The 16,592-nt window shown below is 72.0% G+C and carries 12 protein-coding genes and 1 pseudogene; 3 read left to right on the forward strand and 10 right to left on the reverse strand.

Annotated features, from left to right (window positions below; genetic code table 11):
- Nucleotides 1–259: pseudogene (locus ADK67_RS53115) on the reverse strand (hypothetical protein); the annotation flags it as partial.
- Nucleotides 260–679: 420 nt separating this feature from the next.
- On the opposite strand from ADK67_RS53115, the gene ADK67_RS42065 reads away from it, so the two are divergent.
- Entirely contained in the window at nt 680–1,873 is a 1,194-nt protein-coding gene (locus ADK67_RS42065) for an extracellular catalytic domain type 1 short-chain-length polyhydroxyalkanoate depolymerase (RefSeq protein ID WP_082404663.1), read from the forward strand.
- 18 nt (nt 1,874–1,891) lie between these two features.
- Here ADK67_RS42065 and ADK67_RS42070 read toward each other — a convergent pair whose 3' ends face one another.
- Nucleotides 1,892–2,941: a zinc-binding dehydrogenase gene (locus ADK67_RS42070; protein WP_331459406.1), complete on the reverse strand. Its 1,050-nt coding sequence runs from the start codon at nt 2,939–2,941 to the stop codon at nt 1,892–1,894.
- Between the two features lie 146 nt (nt 2,942–3,087).
- Between ADK67_RS42070 and ADK67_RS42075 the strand changes: the two genes are divergently transcribed.
- Nucleotides 3,088–6,543 carry a S8 family serine peptidase gene (locus ADK67_RS42075; protein ID WP_157621539.1) on the forward strand — a complete coding sequence of 1,152 codons (3,456 nt, stop codon included), beginning with the start codon at nt 3,088–3,090 and terminating at the stop codon, nt 6,541–6,543.
- A 74-nt stretch (nt 6,544–6,617) separates the two neighbouring features.
- On the opposite strand, the gene ADK67_RS42080 is transcribed toward ADK67_RS42075, so the two are convergent.
- Nucleotides 6,618–7,418, reverse strand: a complete 801-nt coding sequence (locus ADK67_RS42080) for a hypothetical protein (RefSeq protein ID WP_053722193.1) — start codon at nt 7,416–7,418, stop codon at nt 6,618–6,620.
- On the reverse strand, nt 7,415–7,909 hold the full coding sequence (locus tag ADK67_RS42085; protein WP_053722194.1) for a SigE family RNA polymerase sigma factor: 495 nt from the start codon (nt 7,907–7,909) through the stop codon (nt 7,415–7,417). The genes ADK67_RS42080 and ADK67_RS42085 overlap by 4 nt, the downstream gene beginning before the upstream one ends.
- 178 nt (nt 7,910–8,087) lie before the next feature.
- Between ADK67_RS42085 and ADK67_RS42090 the strand changes: the two genes are divergently transcribed.
- On the forward strand, nt 8,088–9,506 hold the full coding sequence (locus tag ADK67_RS42090) for a M1 family metallopeptidase (protein WP_231648638.1): 1,419 nt from the start codon (nt 8,088–8,090) through the stop codon (nt 9,504–9,506).
- Between the two features lie 150 nt (nt 9,507–9,656).
- On the opposite strand, the gene ADK67_RS53120 is transcribed toward ADK67_RS42090, so the two are convergent.
- From ADK67_RS53120 to ADK67_RS42115, 6 genes are read right to left on the reverse strand one after another with little or no spacing between them, the layout of a single operon-like run.
- Nucleotides 9,657–10,748: a carbohydrate-binding protein gene (locus ADK67_RS53120; protein ID WP_197289885.1), complete on the reverse strand. Its 1,092-nt coding sequence runs from the start codon at nt 10,746–10,748 to the stop codon at nt 9,657–9,659.
- 12 nt (nt 10,749–10,760) lie between these two features.
- Nucleotides 10,761–11,360 (reverse strand): hypothetical protein, encoded by a 600-nt coding sequence (locus ADK67_RS53125; RefSeq protein ID WP_197289886.1) that lies wholly within the window; start codon nt 11,358–11,360, stop codon nt 10,761–10,763.
- A 35-nt stretch (nt 11,361–11,395) separates the two neighbouring features.
- Nucleotides 11,396–13,288, reverse strand: coding sequence for a glycoside hydrolase family 127 protein (locus ADK67_RS42100; protein WP_053722196.1), 1,893 nt, complete (start codon nt 13,286–13,288; stop codon nt 11,396–11,398).
- Between the two features lie 26 nt (nt 13,289–13,314).
- Nucleotides 13,315–14,130, reverse strand: a complete 816-nt coding sequence (locus ADK67_RS42105) for a carbohydrate ABC transporter permease (protein WP_053722197.1) — start codon at nt 14,128–14,130, stop codon at nt 13,315–13,317.
- Between the two features lie 29 nt (nt 14,131–14,159).
- A complete protein-coding gene (locus ADK67_RS42110; protein ID WP_053722198.1) occupies nt 14,160–15,083 on the reverse strand; it encodes a carbohydrate ABC transporter permease in 924 nt (307 codons plus the stop codon).
- A 2-nt stretch (nt 15,084–15,085) separates the two neighbouring features.
- Nucleotides 15,086–16,384 (reverse strand): ABC transporter substrate-binding protein, encoded by a 1,299-nt coding sequence (locus ADK67_RS42115; protein ID WP_053722199.1) that lies wholly within the window; start codon nt 16,382–16,384, stop codon nt 15,086–15,088.
- Between the last annotated feature and the right edge of the window lie 208 nt (nt 16,385–16,592).

A 16,592-nucleotide genomic window follows, 5' to 3' on the forward strand; every position in this document is an offset into this window, starting at 1 on the left:
CGGCCGTGACCATGTCGAACTCACGGTTGAGAATCCCGACGTAGGTCGAGTCGCCCAGCTTGCTCGCGGCGACCGCGGTGCCGAAGTACCGGCCGCTCTCCGCGGCGGACGCGCCCAGCGTGGTGCCGGCGCTGGCCACGCTCGGCAGGACGACGGCCAACGCGCCGATCAGCCCGACCGCACCGGCCAGGGCCGCGACGCGGCGCGGCCCTCCTCGTGCCACCGGCCTGCCGGCAGCGGTGACAGCAGTTCTGGACATCACTTCCTCCAAGGGGTCGACCGGACCGGTACTGCTCCGGTGCGGGGGCCGCCCGCGCGTCGGGAGCGGCCGGGTCGAGCACGTGCGGGCTTCACTCGCGGCCGGGCGGTGCGCCGGCGGGGGATCGAAAGTTGCGACACGATCGTTTGACGCTTTCGAAAACTAAAGCGGATGATCGCCTGAGTCAAGGATGGAAATTCACCTATAGAGACGCAAGAGCGCAGGTAGGGCCGTACGGACGGCCAACGGCACTACCTTCTCCGGTTTACGAAAGTATCGGAGCCGGTGTCGACGATGTGGCACCACCACACCGGCGTCGGCTGAAGAGTGGGGCGGTCCACCAGCGACGAACGGCCCGCCGGGCTCCTAGCGTCGGCGTATCGCACGTGATCGCCATCACTCAACGTGGAGGATGCGCCCATGTCGGATCGTCGCCCTGTCCCGGCCGTTCGCGGCCCCGCCGCGGCCCTCGTCGCGGCGGTGGCCGTGGTGCTGGCCGCCGTGGTCTCCCTCGTCCCGTCGGCACGACCCGCCGCCGCCGCGACCCTGCAGGAGGTCACGGGTTTCGGGACGAACCCGGGCAACCTGCAGATGTTCCGCTACGTGCCCGCCGGGCTGCCCGCCGGCCGCCCGGTCGTCGTCGCCCTGCACGGCTGCACGCAGAACGCCACCGGCTACGGCCCGGCCACCGGCTGGCTGTCCCTGGCCGAGCGCTGGAAGTTCACCGTCGTGCTGCCCCAGCAGAAGTCGCAGAACAACGCCAACTCCTGCTTCAACTGGTTCGAGCCGGGCGACACCCGCCGCGGCTCGGGCGAGGCGCTGTCGATCAAGCAGATGGTGGACAAGGCCAAGCAGGACAACGGCGCTACGTCCGCGTACGTCAGCGGGCTGTCCGCGGGCGGCGCGATGACCGCGGTCATGCTCGCCACTTACCCGGACGTGTTCTCCGGCGGCGGCATCGTGGCCGGGCTGCCCTACCAGTGCGCCACCTCGGTGGCGGGCGCGTTCGGCTGCATGAACCCCGGCACGAACCTCAGCCCCGCCCAGTGGGGCGACAAGGTCCGCGCGGCGTTCGCGCACTCCGGCCCGCGGCCGAAGGTGTCCATCTGGCACGGTTCCGCCGACACCACCGTGCGACCGCTCAACGGCACCGAGCTGGTCGAGCAGTGGACCAACGTCAACGGCACCGACCAGACCCCCGACGTGAGCGACACCGTGGCCGGCTACCCGCACCGCGTGTACGGCGGCACGGTCGAGCACTACTCGATCACCGGCATGAACCACGGCCAGCCCGTCGATCCCGGCACGGGCGCCACCCAGTGCGGCGGCACCGCCGCGTACATGCTCGACGTCAACGTCTGCGCCGCCTACCACCTCGCCCGCTTCTGGGGCATCGACGGCGGCGGCACCGGCCCGACCAACCCCACCGCGACGACCGTCCGCCCGCCCTACACCGACACGATCACCGCCACCGCGACGGACCACTACCTGGCACAGCGGATCGACGTCGGCGAGTACAACACCCTGGGCGCCCGCTACGGCTACACCACGCCCTTCGCGCTCTACCGGTGCGGCACGGACTGGACCGACAAGGCCGACTGCTCCGCGATCTGAGCGGGGCCGGCACGTCGGTCAGGGCAGGATGACGATCTTGCCGACGTGCCGGCCCTCGCGGAACCGCCGCTGCGCCTCGTGGACGGCGGCGAGGTCGTGCCGCCCGGCGACGCGGGGACTGATCGCACCGGCGCGCGCGGTCTCGACGAGCTTGGCGAAGTGCTCCCGGGTGTGCATGGACGAGCCGATCAGGGCGATGTTGTGCAGGTAGAGCCGGCGCAGGTCGAACGTCACCACCGGTCCCGCGACCGCGCCCGCGATCACCCACCGCCCGTCGTCGCGCAGCAGCGGCAGCAGGGCAGCCAGGTCCGGGCCACCGGCGACGTCGGCGACCGCGTCCAACCCGGACGGCACGATCGCGCGCACCTGCTCGGCGACGTCGCCGACGTCCCGGGTGACGACCCGGCTCGCGCCGGCTTCGGCGACCAAGTCGGCCTTGGCGGAGCTGGTGACGGCCAGGACGTGCGCCCCGCGTGCGGCGGCGAGCTGCACGAGCGCCAGCCCGACGCCGCCGGACGCGCCGGTGACCAGCACCGCCTCACCGGCCCGGAGGTCGGCGCGTTCGAGCATGCCCATCGCGGTGCCGTAGGCCACGGGCAGGCAGGCGAGCTGGTCGTCGGTCAGCGGTGACGCCGTGACGTCGTGCGCCTGGTCGGCGGGGACGACGACGTGCTCGGCGAAACCACCGTCGGCCTCGCTGCCGAGCAGCCCGACCGGCGGCGCGTGCGGGCCCCCGTCCCGGTAGATCGCCGGGTCGACCAGGACCCGCCGCCCCGTCAGCTCACCCGGCACCCCGGGCCCGACCGCGTCGACCACGCCCGCGATGTCGCCACCCTGCACGCGCGGGAACGTCAGCGGGCCACGCCACCCCGCCAGCGCTTCCGGTCGGCCGGGCAGGCCGTACGCGCCTTCCCTGGTCCAGATGTCGGTGTTGTTCACCGCCGCCGCCGTCACCCGGACCAGCACCTCGCCCTCACCGGGGACGGGCACGGGCCAGTCGTCGCGCACTTGGAGGGCGTCGAGCCCTCCGTGCCGGGTGAGCACCGCCGCGGTCATCGTCCGTTCCATCGTTACCACGGTGACAGAAGTCGCCGGGTTCTTCAGGACGGGCCCGCGTGCGGGTTCGCGGACGACCGGGATCACCGCGCGGTGCAACCTGTGAGCGCGGTCGCGAGTCTCCATCGGGGAAGCGCGTTCACGACTGGGGAGGACACGTGCGCCTAGCACGCTGGATGGTGGTCGCCTTGCTGGCGGCCGGGCTGCTGAGCCCGGTGGCGGCACAGGCGGCGCCGGAGGTCGGGGCCGCCGCCCGGGCCATCACGTTGATCACCGGTGACAAGGTGGTCGTGGACGAGAAGGGTGCGCTCGTCCGCATCGAGGGACGGCCGGGCGCGCGGTTCGTCCGGTACGTCGAAGAGGGCCACCAGTTCGTGGTGCCGGAGGACGCGCTCGCGGAGTTGGCGCGCGACCGGATCGACAAGCGGTTCTTCGACGTCACGGCGCTGCTCGACTTCGGCTACGACGACGCGACGACCGACCGGATCCCGCTGCTCGCGGACGGGCCGCGGGCGTCGGCCGCGATCGTGAAGGCGGAGGCCGCGCGCCGGTGGGCCGACCGCCGCGTCGGCGTCCAGAGCGCGGGCAAGCTCTGGCTGGACGGCAAGGCGCGGATCACGCTCGACCAGAGCGTGCCGATGGTGGGCGCGCCGGGCGCCTGGCAGGCCGGGTTCGACGGCGGCGGGGTCACCGTCGCCGTCCTGGACACCGGCTACGACCAGCAGCACCCGGAGCTGAAGGACGTCGTCGTGGCCTCCCGGGACTTCACCGGCGAGGGCATCCAGGACAACGTCGGCCACGGCACGCACGTCGCGGCCACCGTCGCGGGCAGCGGCGGCACGTACACCGGGGTCGCCAAGGGCGCGAAGCTCGCCGTCGGCCGGGTCTGCGGCACGTGGGGCTGCCCGGAGAGCGCGGTCATCGCGGGCATGGAGTGGGCCGCCCGCGAGGTGCGGGCCAAGGTCGTCAACCTGAGCCTCGGCGGCGACCAGACCGACGGCACCGACCCGCTGTCGCAGGCCGTGGACCGGCTCACGGCCGAGACCGGCACGCTGTTCGTCGTCGCGGCGGGCAACGACTACACCTACCGCAAGGTCTCGACCCCCGCCGCGGCGAACGAGGCGCTGGCGGTCGCGAACCTCACCAAGCAGGGACAGCTGAACGAGTCGTCCTCGCGCGGGCCGCGCTTCCGCGACTACGCGGTCAAGCCCGACATCGCCGCGCCGGGCACGGACATCGTGGCGGCACGGGCGAGCGGCACGTTGCCGGACGAGGCGGTCGGCGACCTGCACGCCCGGCTGACCGGCACGTCGATGGCCGCGCCGCACGTGGCGGGCGCCGCCGCGATCCTGGCGCAACGCCATCCCACGTGGACCGCGCCGCAGCTCAAGGCGCACCTGATGGCCTCGGTCAAGCCGGTCGCCGACTCGCCCGACCACGTCGGCACGGGGTTGCTGGACGTGCGGCGCGCCGTCGAGCAGCGGGTGCGGGCGGACGTCGGCAGCCTCTCGTTCGGGCTGGTGGAGTGGCCGCACACCACCGTTCACGAGAAGACGATCACCTACCACAACGACGGCGACCAGCCCGTCACGTTGGCACTGCGGCACGACCTCGGCGGCGACTTCACCGTGCCGTCGAGCGTCACCGTGCCCGCGCACGGCAGCGCGCCGGTGATCGTGCGACTGGACCCGCGCAAGGGTCTCGGCACGTTCTTCGGGCACGTCGAGGCGACCGCCGACGGCGTCAGCCTGACCACGTCGGTGGGCGCGTACGTGCAGGAGGAACGCCACGCGCTCACCGTCACGATCACCGGGCGCGACGGCAAGGCGCCGCTCGACGAGTACCTGCTGCTGGTCGACCTGGAGTCCGGCAGGTCAAGCACCCTCGCGCTGGACGCCACCGGCCGCGGCACGGTCAAGCTCCCGGTCTCCGACTACGCCGTGCTCGGCCGCGTCGAGCAGCACTCCGCGCTCGCGAGCTGGTACACGCCGATCTCGGTCACCGAGGTCGCGGGCAAGGTCTCGCTGGCCGCGGACGTGAACGTCGAGCTGGACGCGGCGGCGGGCAAGCCGATCACGGTCGAGCTGGACGACGGAGGCGTGCGACCGCTGCACCGCGAGGTCGACCTGAGCGTGCCCATGGAGCCGGGCAAGACCTCCGGTGTCAGCGGCCCGATCGAGGGTTCCACGCCGGTGTACGGCCTGGCGTTCGGCGACCCGTTGCCGCAGCTGACCTACTCGACCACGCTCAAGGCCGCACGGCCGCGGGTGGCGCTGGGCGGGTTCGGCCTGCCGGTGCGGTACGCCGACGCGAGCCCGTACTTCACGCCCGGCACGCACAGGCTCCGCACGGCCCGGCGTGACGGTGAGGTCAAGGGGGCGCTCGTCGTGGTCGAGAGCGGCGACGAAGACCTCTACGCCGTGGCGCAGCAGCTGAAGGACGCGGGCGCGGCGGCCGTGCTGCTGCTCGGGCCGTTGCCGTTCCCGAACGCCGCGCAGCTCGCGCTGCCGGTGCTGTCCGCGTCCGACCACGGCGCGGAGCAGCTGCCGATCGGGCGCGAGGTCGCGATCGACGCGATCGACTCGTCGCCGGTCAGCTACAACCTGTTCTTCCCGGAACAGGGCGCGCTGCCGGCCGGCAAGGCGTACCGGGTGAAGCGCGGCGAGCTGGCCGAGGTCAAGGCGCGCTACCGGTCGTCGGGCGGCGACGGCCTGGTCCGCCAGCGCCTGTACCCGATGGTCCGCGGCGCCGCCGTGAACGGCCTGGGCGTGCTGCTGGACGAGGCGCTGGTCGCACCCGTCGCCCGCACCGAGTTCTACAGCGCGGGCCACGACATCGGTTGGTACCAGGAGGGTTTCGTCGGCCGCATGTTCGGTGTGGACGCGCGCGACCCGCTGGTCGGCATCTGGTCCGACCTCGAACCGGCCGTGTTCGAGCCGGGCAGGCAGTACCGGCGTGACTGGAACGCCGCGGTCGCCGCGCCGCGGCTCGGCGGGACGTCGGTCGTGCAGTGGGCGGCCGGCGGCGGCGTGACCCGCACCGGCGACGCGATCGAGGCGAAGGTCTCGCCGTTCGCGACCGGCAGCGCCGTCGAGTCCTGGGTGGCCACCGGCTACGGCAGCATGGACCTCAGGCGGGACGGCGTGTCGCTCGGGTTCACCGGCGACCCGCGGCAGGGCCGGTGGGAGGTGCCCGCCGAGCCCGGCCGCTACGAGCTCTCCGTCGACGCCGCACGCGGCGCGCCGCAGGTGGAGCTGTCCACGAACGTGCACTCGACGTGGGGCTTCACCAGCGCGGGCACGGCGGAAGGCAAGCTGCCGCTGTTGCAGGTGGACTACGAGATCCCGCTCGACCTCCGCAACAGCGCCCGGGCCGGGTTGCCGCTGCCGGTGCGGTTCACCGTGTCGCGGCAGGCGGGCGCGGGCAAGGCGACCGTGCGCGAGCTCAAGGCGTTCGCGTCGTTCGACGACGGCGCGAGCTGGACGCCGGTGAGGTCGGTGGTCCCGGCCGGCGGCAAGGCCGGCGGGTACGTCTCGCTGCGCGTCGTCGCCTCCGACACGGACGGCAACACGATCGACCAGACCGTCCTGCGGGCTTACCGCCTCAGGGGCTGATCACGTCGGTGGGGATCGCGGTCCGGTCCGCGATCCCCACCACCACGTTCAGCGCCGTTCCCGGGTCGCGGCCGTCACCAGCGGTCGGAGGTGGCGATCGCCACCAACTGCTCGACGGTCAGCGGCGGGTGCCCGGCGAGCACGGGGCCGCTGCCCTTCGGCGACTGCCGGTTGCTGACGTGCATGCCGAACACCAAGCCGTCCGGGCGGATGAGCTTGACCTCGTTGGTCACGCCGGAGCCCTCCAGGCCGAACTGGCCGGTGGCCAGCGTCGAGCCGTCGGGCAGGTCGCGCACGGTGCAGCTCGGCTCGTCCGGCAGGGCGCACTGGGCCTTGTCGCCCGCCCTGCCCGGGTACATGAGCAGGTCGAAGCCGCCGGTCACGCCGGTCGCGGTGAGCGTGCCGACGATCGACGAACCCACCTGCTTGGTCGGCTCGGGGTCGAGGGTGGTCGGCGCACCGGTGAGCGGGCCCGCGGGCAGGGTCATCACCGACGCGCCGGGCCCCGTCTCGGTCACGACGAACGTCCCCAGGTCGCCGAGCACGGCCCGGAACCGCTCCGCCAGCACCTCGGGGCTCTCGTGGGCGGGAGGCGGCGGCGGTGTCGACGTGGTCGTGACGGGCGGCGGGGTGGAGGACGCGGCGAGCAGGCCGGTCTGCGAGCCGGGGTCGTTCGTCGGCACGAGCAGCACCGCGCCGGTCGCCACACCTGCCACCACGGCCGCCGCGAGGGTGATCGGCACCAGCCGGGTGCGCGACCAGGACGCGGCGGGACGCGTGCGCGGCGGGAGGCCGAGCGGCATGCGGGCGGTCGCGGCGTCGGCCCGCCGTTCCAGTTCCTCGAAGGCGTCGTTGAGCGCGCGCAGGTCGGTCATCTCGTCTCCTGGTAGGTGTGGGGGTTGGCGGTCAGGTCGACGCGGAGGGTCGCGAGCGCCCGGGAGATCTGGCTGCGCACCGTCGTCACCCGGCAGCCCAGCTCGACGGCGATCTCGGCGTCCGGCAGGCCGGCGTAGTAGCGCAGCACCACCGCCGCCCGCTGCCGCCGGGGCAGGCGGGCCAGTCGGCGGATCATCGCGTCCCGCGCCGCCCGTTCGTCGGAGCCGTCGCCGACCGGCACGTCCTCGGCGACCTCGGCCCTCGGCGACGTGCGGGCCAGCCGCCGTCGCCAGGACAGGTACTCGTTGACGACCATCCGCCGCACGTAGGCGTGCGGCTCGGCCATCACCGAGATCCGGTCCCACCGCTCGAAGGCGCGGCCGAGCACGTCGCTGACGATGTCCTCGGCCAGCCAGGTCTGGCAGGTCAGCACCGTGGCGAACCGCATCAGCGCCGGGCGCCGCCCGACCACGTACTCAGCGAACTCCATCGGCTCTCTCCCGATCCGCCACTCGGCTTGTGATCACGCCCCTCAACGGGCGACCCCGCCGATCCGTTGCACGCCGTGGTGAAGAACTCCCGGGCGCAACATGATCACCTCTCGTGACGTCTTCGTGACGAGGGCGCGCACCTGCCCCCTCGACGGAGGAGGATTACACGTGAAAGCGATGCTGTCCGGGCTGGTCGTCGCGGCGCTGGTGTTATCGGCGACACCCGCCTACGCGGCCGATCCGCGCCCGGGCCTGGGCGACCCGTACTTCCCGAGCGCCGGCAACGAGGGCTACGACGTCCAGCACTACGACCTGCGGCTGTCCTACGAGCCGACCACGGACGTGCTGACCGGCACCGCGACCATCCGCCTGACCACCCTGCGGGAGATGTCGGGGTTCTACTTCGACTTCTGGCTGCCCGGGCGGTGGGCCAAGGTGGACGGGCGGGACGTCGGAGCGGCGCAGCACAACGGCCAGATGCTGGTGGGCGCGGGCGGCGACGTGCCCGCGGGCGCGTCGGTGACGGTCGAGGTCGGGTACTCGGTGTCGCCGTCGTGGACCCACGCGGAGTCGCCGATCACGAAGTGGCGGCAGACGGCGGACGGCGCGCTGGCGATCGCCGCGCCGACGATGTCCCCGTGGTGGTACCCGGTCAACGACCACCCCAGCGACAAGGCCACCTACGACGTGTCGATCTCCGTGCCGAGCGGGATGGAGGCCATCTCCAACGGCACGCTGGTCGGCACCGAGCCGCAGGCGGGCGGTCGGGTCGCGTGGAACTGGTCCAGCGACCGGCCGCAGGCGCCGCACGTGACGTTCCTGGCGATGGGCCAGTTCGACCTCCGGCGGTCCACCACCGCCGACGGCAAGCCGGTGCTCAACGCCTACTCGACCGCGCTGAGGGGCACCGCGGCCCAGGAGAGCGTGGAGCGCACGCCCGAGGTGGTGCGGTTCCTGGAGGGCAAGTTCGGCCCGTACCCGATGGGGGAGATGGGCGGCCTGGTGACGCCGTTCCGGTCGTTGCCGCTGGAGACGCAGACCCGGCCGGCGTACCCGGCGGGCGCGTTCCGCGACGGCCCGAACACCTACGTCGTCGCGCACGAGATGGCGCACCAGTGGTTCGGCAACTCGGTGTCGATCAGCCGGTGGAGCGACATCTGGCTGAGCGAGGGTTTCGCGACCTACGCGCAGTGGCTGTGGTCCGAGGCGAACGGCGAGGGCACGGCGCGCGAGATCGCGGACTGGACGTACCGCTACTACGCGGCCGACCACGAGATCTGGGACGTGGCGGTGGCCGACCCGACGACCCGGTATCTCTACGGGGCGGCGGTGCACGAGCGCGGCGCGCTGGCGTTGCAGGCGTTGCGGACCGAGGTCGGCGACGAGGTGTTCTTCCGGACGCTGCGGACGTGGGCCGAGCGCAAGGCGCACGCCAACGCCACGTCGGCCGAGTTCGCCGCGCACGCCGAACAGGTCGCGGGCCGTGACCTGGACGAGCTGTTCCGCACCTGGGTGTTCAGCGCGGGCAAGCCGGCGGTGGCGACCGTGACGACGACGCGCGAACCGGCGTCGTTCGACCGGATCAACCGCCGCTGACCGAGCCCGGCCGCGAGCGGTCTCCCACGGCCAGGCCGCCACCTGGCTGCGGGAGACCGCCGGAGAACCCGGGCCGCGTAGGTGGCGTCCTGGGCCGTGCTCCAGCACGTGGTCTGGTCGGTCCTGGACCAGGCCGATGTCGCTGCGGGGTCAGGTCAGCTGGATGTAGTCCAGCTCCGCGTACCCGGTGCCGCCGGCGAAGTGGGGTGAGCCCTTCGCCAGGCGGATCACGTTGTAGCCGGCTTTGAGGTTGACGGTGGTGTTGACCGTGCCGAACTGGCTCCACCCGGCCGTCGCCGGGTAGCTCACCGTCGACCACGCGCTGCCGTTGTAGGCCAGGCCGTGCGTCGCGGTCGCCCCGGTGCCGTTGGCGTACCCGATGGTCATCGTGTAGCCGCGGGCCGTCGGGACGTTGACGATGAAGTCGACGTAGCTGGCCGCGCGGGGGTCGCCGGTGTTGTCGATGCGCCCGACGTACCCGCCGTTGGACGCGTTGCTCGCGGAGAGCCGTTCGGCGCGGAACACCGACGCGTTCTCCGCCTCGTACCGCTGCTGGTAGGCGGGCACGCCGCTGGTCGGCTCGACCACGAGGTGGTACGAGGCGGTCGCGGACATGTTCGCCACCGGCACGGTGATCTGCCCGTTGGTGACGGTGTGGGTGGTGTTGGAGATCGTGGTCGGCGCGGACACGTTGGTGAAGCGGCCCGACCCAGGGGTGGACTCCAACCGGACGCGGACGGTGCCGCCGAGCCCGCTGAGGCCGGTGACGCGGACGTTGTTCGTGCCGGACTCGTCACCGAAGACGACGTCGACCCGCTTCCGCGTGCTGTCGTAGGAGGCGAAGCCGTCCAGGCCGGTCTGGGCGCGCGGGGTGGTGCGCACCATGTTGCCGGCCATGTCGCCGTACCACTTGTACATCCACCAGGAGGCGGTGGGCTGGTTGTTGTGGGTCAGGCCGTTGACCGTGCCGTACTCGTGCCAGAACGTCCGGTCGGCGGCCCAGACTCCGGCCCGTTCCAGCTTGGCGATGTAGTTGGCGGTGCGACCGGGCACGTCGACCTCGTCGGTCGCGCCGTACTCGTTGATGAAGATGCGTCGTGGGCTGATGCCCAAGGACGACTCGATCGAACGGTAGTCCGAGACGTGCGCCGCGATCTGCGAGCTGGAGTTGGAGAGCTCGTGCCAGATCACGATGTCGGGCAGCGTGTTGGTGTTCTTGGCGTTGGTGAGGAAGGCCCGCATCCGGGTGGAGTTTCAGTGCGAGTCACCGGGGCCCGCGACGGGCGTGACGGCGTCGCGGGTGCGGATGCGCTGGACGGTGCGCGTCCACCCCGCGTTGAAGTCGCCCGCGGCGGCGGTGTTCCAGGTCCAGTCGGCCTCGTTCCAGATCTCGTACGCGGCGATGTTGCTGACGGTGGTGGCGGCCAGGCGGTCGTTGACGATCTGGTCGATCTTGGCCAGCCAGTCGTTCCAGCTGACCCAGCGGTAGGGGAAGTCGCGGTAGATGTCGGGCATGCGGATGACCTGGGCGGCACCCACGCGGTCGGCCTGTGGCGCGACCAGGAGGGCGTCACCGCCGGGCGGCTGGCCGTTGGGGGCCTGGCCGACGCGCGGTGGCGGCTGGGTCAGGGTGTGCAGTTTGATGGGCAGCAGCATCGAGTCCGCCGGCCGGTTGTTCTCGGCCAACGCGTACAGGCCACCGGAGGCGGCGTGCGTGACCGGCCGGAACGGCACGGCCGCGTCGACCACCAGCGTGCTGCCCGCCGCCTGGGCGGAGTGGAGGGGTAACGCCACCAGGGTGGTGGCGGCGAGGGCGGAGACCGCTATCGCGGTCCGCAGTGTCGGCTTTGGCACCGTGCACCTCGTTCGGGGTTGGGGAGAGGGGTGTGTCATCCCGTGGTGGTGGTCGGGATCCAGACGCGCATCGGACCGGGCGACCGGTTGTCCCACAGGAAGTAGGGGATCGCGGTGAGGGTGAGCGCGGCGGCGGCGTTCTCCGAGGCGTGGGTGCGGTACAGCGCGTCCCCGTCGGGCGGCACGACCGTGCCGCGAGCGGTCAACGCGACCGGGACGTCGGGCACGTCGGTCCTGGTCACGGTCGCGGTCGGGTCGATCCGCACGTCCTCCAGCACGACGTCGGCGGGCAGGTCGGCCTGCTCCACGCAGTAGACGAGCGGGCCGCGGGCCAGCGCGACGCAGCCGCGCACGGCGTCCACGCGCGGGTGCGCGGTGACCACCCGGACCGGCATGGCCAGGTCGAGCGCGACCGTGGCGCCCGCCGACCAGTCCCGGTGCAGCCGCACGTAGCCGCGGTCGGGCCGGACGTCCACCGGCACGCCGTCGACCAGCACGGACACCTCGGCGCACCAGTCGGGCACGCGCAGCGCGAGCGTGAACGGGGCAGGCCCGGTCACGTCCAGCTCGACGCGCCCGTCCCACGGGTACTCGGTGCGCGTGACGATCTCACCGACGTCGGCGCGCACCGTGCCCGCCGAGTACAGGTGGAGCTGCACGCCCGTGTCGTCGGTGGTGGCGGTGTAGCCGTGCAGGGACGCGACGAGCCGGGCCAGGTTCGGCGGGCAGCACGCGCACGCGTACCAGGGCAGGCGCTGTGACGGCGCGTCCTCGTGCGAGCCGTCGTGACCGGTGCGCAGGTGCAGCGGGTTGGCGTAGAAGAAGCGCGTGCCGTCCGACGACGTCGAGCCCGCCACCGCGTTGTACAGCGCGCGTTCCAGCTCGTCGGCGTAGCGGGACTCGCCGGTGGCCAGCAGCATCCGCCAGTTCCACTGGACGCTCGCGATCGCCGCGCACGTCTCGCCGTACGCCCGGTCGGCCGGCAGCTCGTACGGGTCGCCGAACGCCTCGTCGCGGTGCCGCGAACCCTGCGCGCCGGTGAGGTAGGTCTTGCGGCCGAACGCGTCGTCCCACAGCCGGCGGGCGGCGTCGAACAGCTCGTCGTCACCGGTCTCCACGGCGACGTCCACCATGCCCGCCAGCAGGTACAGCTGCCGCACGACGTGCCCGGCCACCTCGTCGGCCTCCCGCAGCGGCACGTGGTCCACCAGGTAGGACGAGCCGAAGCGGTCGCCGTCGAGCAGGCCGTGCCCGCGCGCGTCGAGCATGCGCCGGGCCAGGTCGAGGTACGGCCGGTGCCCCGTCACCCGGTACAGCTCGACGAGCGCGGTCTCGATGCCGGGGTGCCCGTCGAGCGGGGTGGGTCCGTCGGGCGTGCCGAAGTGGTCGACCACCAGGTCGGCCACGCGGCGGGCGACCGCGACCAGTTCGGCGCCGACACCCGCCCGCGCGGCGGCTACGGCGGCCTGGATCAGGTGCCCCGCGACGTACAGCTCGTGGCTGTAGTGCAGTTCCTGCCAGCGCAGGTCCGGCTTCACTGCGGTGTAGTAGGAGTTCAGGTAGCCGTCGTCGCCCTGTGCCTTGGCCAGCAGCTCGGCGGTCGTGTCGACGAACGCCCGCAGCCGTTCGTCGTTCGGGTCCGAGGTGAGCTGCCACGCGGCGGCTTCCAGCGTCTTGTGCACGTCGGAGTCGGCGAACCACATGTTGCGGAACTCGCCGGTCGTCTCGCCGGCGACCAGCCGCAGGTTGTCCAGCGCGCCGGAGACCTCCAGCTGCTCGACGCAGTGCGGCAGGGTGCCGGTGGCGTTGCGGCGCTGCCACCGGCCGAGGAAGCCGTCGGCGGCGAAGGCGACGCCGTCGAGGGCGACCGGCCGCAGTGCGGTGGTGGCGGTCGGGGTCGGCTGGACGGGGCCTTGGTGCGTGGTCATGGGGTGTTCCTTCCGAGCCCGTGAGATCAGCCCTTGAGGGCGCCAGAGGTGAAACCGCGTACGTAATGTCGTTGCAGCAGCAGGAAGACGACGACGCACGGCAGCGCCGACGTGACCACACCCGCTTGCAGCGCTTCGAAGTCGACCGACCCGAGGCTGCCGGACTGGAGGTTGAACAACGCCACCGGCAGCGTGAACTTCGCGCCGTCGGTGAGGAAGATCAGCGGCGCGACGAACTCGTTCCAGGCGGACAGGAACGAGAACAGGCCGACCGTGACGACGGCCGGCAGCACGCCGCGCAGCAGGACCCGCCACAATGCGCCGCCGAGCGTGCAGCCGTCGATGAGCGCGGCCTCCTCCAGCTCGCGCGGCAGCGCCTCGAACGAGCTGCGCATCATGAACAGCCCGAACGGCAGCTGGAACATCGCCAGCACCAGCCCGAGGCCGACCAGCGAGTTCTGCAGGCCGATCCAGCCCAGCAGGATGTACAGCGGCACGAGGATGGTGGTGTAGGGCACCATCAGGATGGCCAGCGTGACGATGAACAGCAGGTTGTGGCCGGGGAACCGCAGCCGGGCCAGCGCGTACCCGCCCAGCGTGGTGGTGACGACGGTGACCGCGACCGCGACCACCGCCACCACCAGCGTGTTGGCCAGGTACGTGCCCACACCGCTGCCGTAGTCGGCCAACCGCTGGTAGTTGTCCAGGCCCCAGCCCGGCTCGCCGTCCGCGGCACGCCGGCCGTTGACCGACGAGTACAGCGTCCACAGCATCGGCAGCAGGAACAGCACGGCCAGGGCCGAGCCCGTGACGTGGAAACCGGCGGTGCGCGCGCGTGCCATGGCACCCAACCTCCTTGCGGTGGGAACGGTCACCGGCCGCGGCGCAGCAGCCGTAGCTGCGCGCCGTTGACGACGATGAGGACGGCGAGGATCGCCACGGACACCGCCGCGGCCCGGCCGAGATCCTGGGACAGGAACGCCTCGCGGTAGACGCTGATGACCACCGTGGCGGTCTCGTGCCTGCCGCCGGTGAGGATGAAGAACTGGTCGAACGCCAGCAGCGAGCCGGTCAGCGACAGCACCATGGTCAACGCGAGCGTCGGCCGAAGCAGCGGCAGCGTGACCCGCCACAGGATCTGCCACCGGTTCGCGCCGTCGGCCCGCGCCGCCTCGTACAGGATCGGGTCGATGCCCTGCAGGCCGGTCATCAGGATCAGCATGTAGAACCCGGCGAACCGCCAGGTGATCATCCCGACCGTGGACGCGAGCGCGTTGTCCGTGGAGCCGAGCCAGTCGACCACGCCCAGCCCGAGGTACCGGACCAGCTCGTTCAACGGTGACGCCTCGGTGTTGAACAGCCCGTAGAACAGCAGGCTGGTCGACGCGAGCCCGACCACGCTCGGCAGGAACAACGCCGTCCGGTAGACGCCGACGCCGGGCCGCGACTCCTGCACCAGCAGCGCGAGCCCGAACGCGACGAGACCGAGCACCACCGTCGTGACGACCGTGTACTTCACCGTGAACACGACCGCCCGCAGGAACAACGGGTCCCGCAGCGCGCTGTAGTTCTCCACCCCGTTCGGCGCCGAGGCGCCCAGCAGCGGCCAGTGGTTGAACGACATCCACACCATCAGCACGAGCGGGACGACGAACAGCACGACCACCAGCAGCGCCATCGGACTGGCGTAGAGGATGCCGAGCCTGCGCCGCGCGCCGGCGATGGTCGGCCGGCGGCGTCGCGGTGGCGTGGGACGGGTCGGTGCGGGCGGCAGGGTCCGCGTGACGGTCGCCATCGTCAGCTGCCGGCCAAGGACTCGGTGATGGTCCCGTTGTGCCGCTTCAACGTCGCGCCCACGTCCTCGGCGCCGAACAGCGCGTCGGTCACCGCGGCCGTCCACGGGCCGTTGGTGTCGTTGAACGTCTTGCCGAAGTTCACCGAGATCGGCGTCCGGCCCTCGCTCGCGAGCAGGTTGAACACCCGCAGCCGCTGGTCCTGCTTGGCGTGGTCGTTGTCGGCGAGGTCGCTGCGCACGGTGATGTTCTTGTTCTTCGCCAGCACCTCGACCTGCGCCTGCTCGGACAACGTCCAGGAGATGAAGTCCCACGCCGCCGCGGCCTTGGTGGAGTTGGCGCTGATGCCGAGCACGTCACCGCCGACGAAGGACGACCGGCCGCCCTTCGGGCCGGGGATCGGCGCGATGCCGATCTGCAGTTCAGGCCCTTCTTCCATGCCTTGCAACGCGGTCGCGCCCATCGGCTGGATGCCGATCTTGCCCTCGGCGAACAGCTGCGTCCACGTCGGACCGGACTCGTTCTTCGCCGACGCGGGCACGATGCCCTCGGCGTACAGCCGGCGCATCGTGCCGTAGACATCGGCGGCGGTGGCGTGGTCGAGCGTCGCGGCGGCGCCCTGCTCGTCGAGGACGGTCCCGCCGGCGGCCCAGATCATCGGCCAGGTGGTGAACAGCATGCAGCCGGGGCACGCGCCGCCGAAGAAGTAGCCGTCCACGTCGCCGAGCGCGTCGACCTTCTTCGCCGCCTCGTACAGGCCGTCCAACGTGGTCGGCGGGTTCTCCGGATCGAGCCCGGCCCGGCTGAACAAGACCTTGTTGTAGAACACCGCGGACAGGTCGATGTCGTGCGGCACGCCGTAGACCTTGCCCTGGTGCGTCGCGGCCTCCACGTGCGCGGGCGCGAGCTCGCCCTTGAACGGCAGCGTGTCCACCCGGGCCGTGAGGTCGAGGTACACGCCCTTGGCCGCGTAGTTCGGCGCGTACACGACGTCGGCGGCGAGGATGTCCGGCAGCTGCTTCGCGCCCGCGGCGGTGCCGACCTTCTGCTGGTAGGAGTCGGCCGGGAAGACGGTCAGCTCGACCTTGTTCTTGTGGCCGGCGTTGTAGGCGTCGACCAGGGTCTGGCTGAACGTGGCCGTGGGCGACCTGGTCCACATGGTGACCGTGGTGCCGTCGTCCACGGCGGTGGTGTCGCCCGCCGACGCGGCGGGCGGGCCGCTCTGGCACGCGGTGAGGAGCAGCAGCGCCGCCGCGGCGGTGGCGAGCCTCCGGCGTGCCCCGGGCGGTGTGAGTGGACTCATCTGGCTCGTCTCCTCGTGCGACCACGCGTCCGGCTGGGGCGGGGACGCTGTGGGAAGGAAAATTAGGAAACCGGTTGCCTTGAGAACGTAGGGACGGCGCCGAGCCGTGTCAAGGCTGAGATCTGGTGCTGTGAGGCGCTAATTCGTCGCTCGACTCAGCAGTGCGGGCTGCACGGGGTAACCTTCGCCCATGCCGCCGAGGAAAACG

The sequence above is a fragment of the Saccharothrix sp. NRRL B-16348 genome (assembly GCF_001280085.1).
Classification (GTDB): Bacteria; Actinomycetota; Actinomycetes; order Mycobacteriales; family Pseudonocardiaceae; genus Actinosynnema.

Bases quoted from the DNA above. Each gene is read 5' to 3' on its own strand.
- ADK67_RS42105 (WP_053722197.1), bottom strand. From the start codon at position 14,130: ATGGCACGCGCGCGCACCGCCGGTTTCCACGTCACGGGCTCGGCCCTG.
- ADK67_RS42080 (WP_053722193.1), bottom strand. From the start codon at position 7,418: ATGACCGACCTGCGCGCGCTCAACGACGCCTTCGAGGAACTGGAACGG.
- ADK67_RS42065 (WP_082404663.1), top strand. From the start codon at position 680: ATGTCGGATCGTCGCCCTGTCCCGGCCGTTCGCGGCCCCGCCGCGGCC.
- ADK67_RS42085 (WP_053722194.1), bottom strand. From the start codon at position 7,909: ATGGAGTTCGCTGAGTACGTGGTCGGGCGGCGCCCGGCGCTGATGCGG.
- ADK67_RS42070 (WP_331459406.1), bottom strand. From the start codon at position 2,941: ATGGAACGGACGATGACCGCGGCGGTGCTCACCCGGCACGGAGGGCTC.
- ADK67_RS53120 (WP_197289885.1), bottom strand. From the start codon at position 10,748: ATGCGGGCCTTCCTCACCAACGCCAAGAACACCAACACGCTGCCCGAC.
- ADK67_RS42090 (WP_231648638.1), top strand. From the start codon at position 8,088: ATGCTGTCCGGGCTGGTCGTCGCGGCGCTGGTGTTATCGGCGACACCC.
- ADK67_RS42115 (WP_053722199.1), bottom strand. From the start codon at position 16,384: ATGAGTCCACTCACACCGCCCGGGGCACGCCGGAGGCTCGCCACCGCC.
- ADK67_RS42100 (WP_053722196.1), bottom strand. From the start codon at position 13,288: ATGACCACGCACCAAGGCCCCGTCCAGCCGACCCCGACCGCCACCACC.
- ADK67_RS42110 (WP_053722198.1), bottom strand. From the start codon at position 15,083: ATGGCGACCGTCACGCGGACCCTGCCGCCCGCACCGACCCGTCCCACG.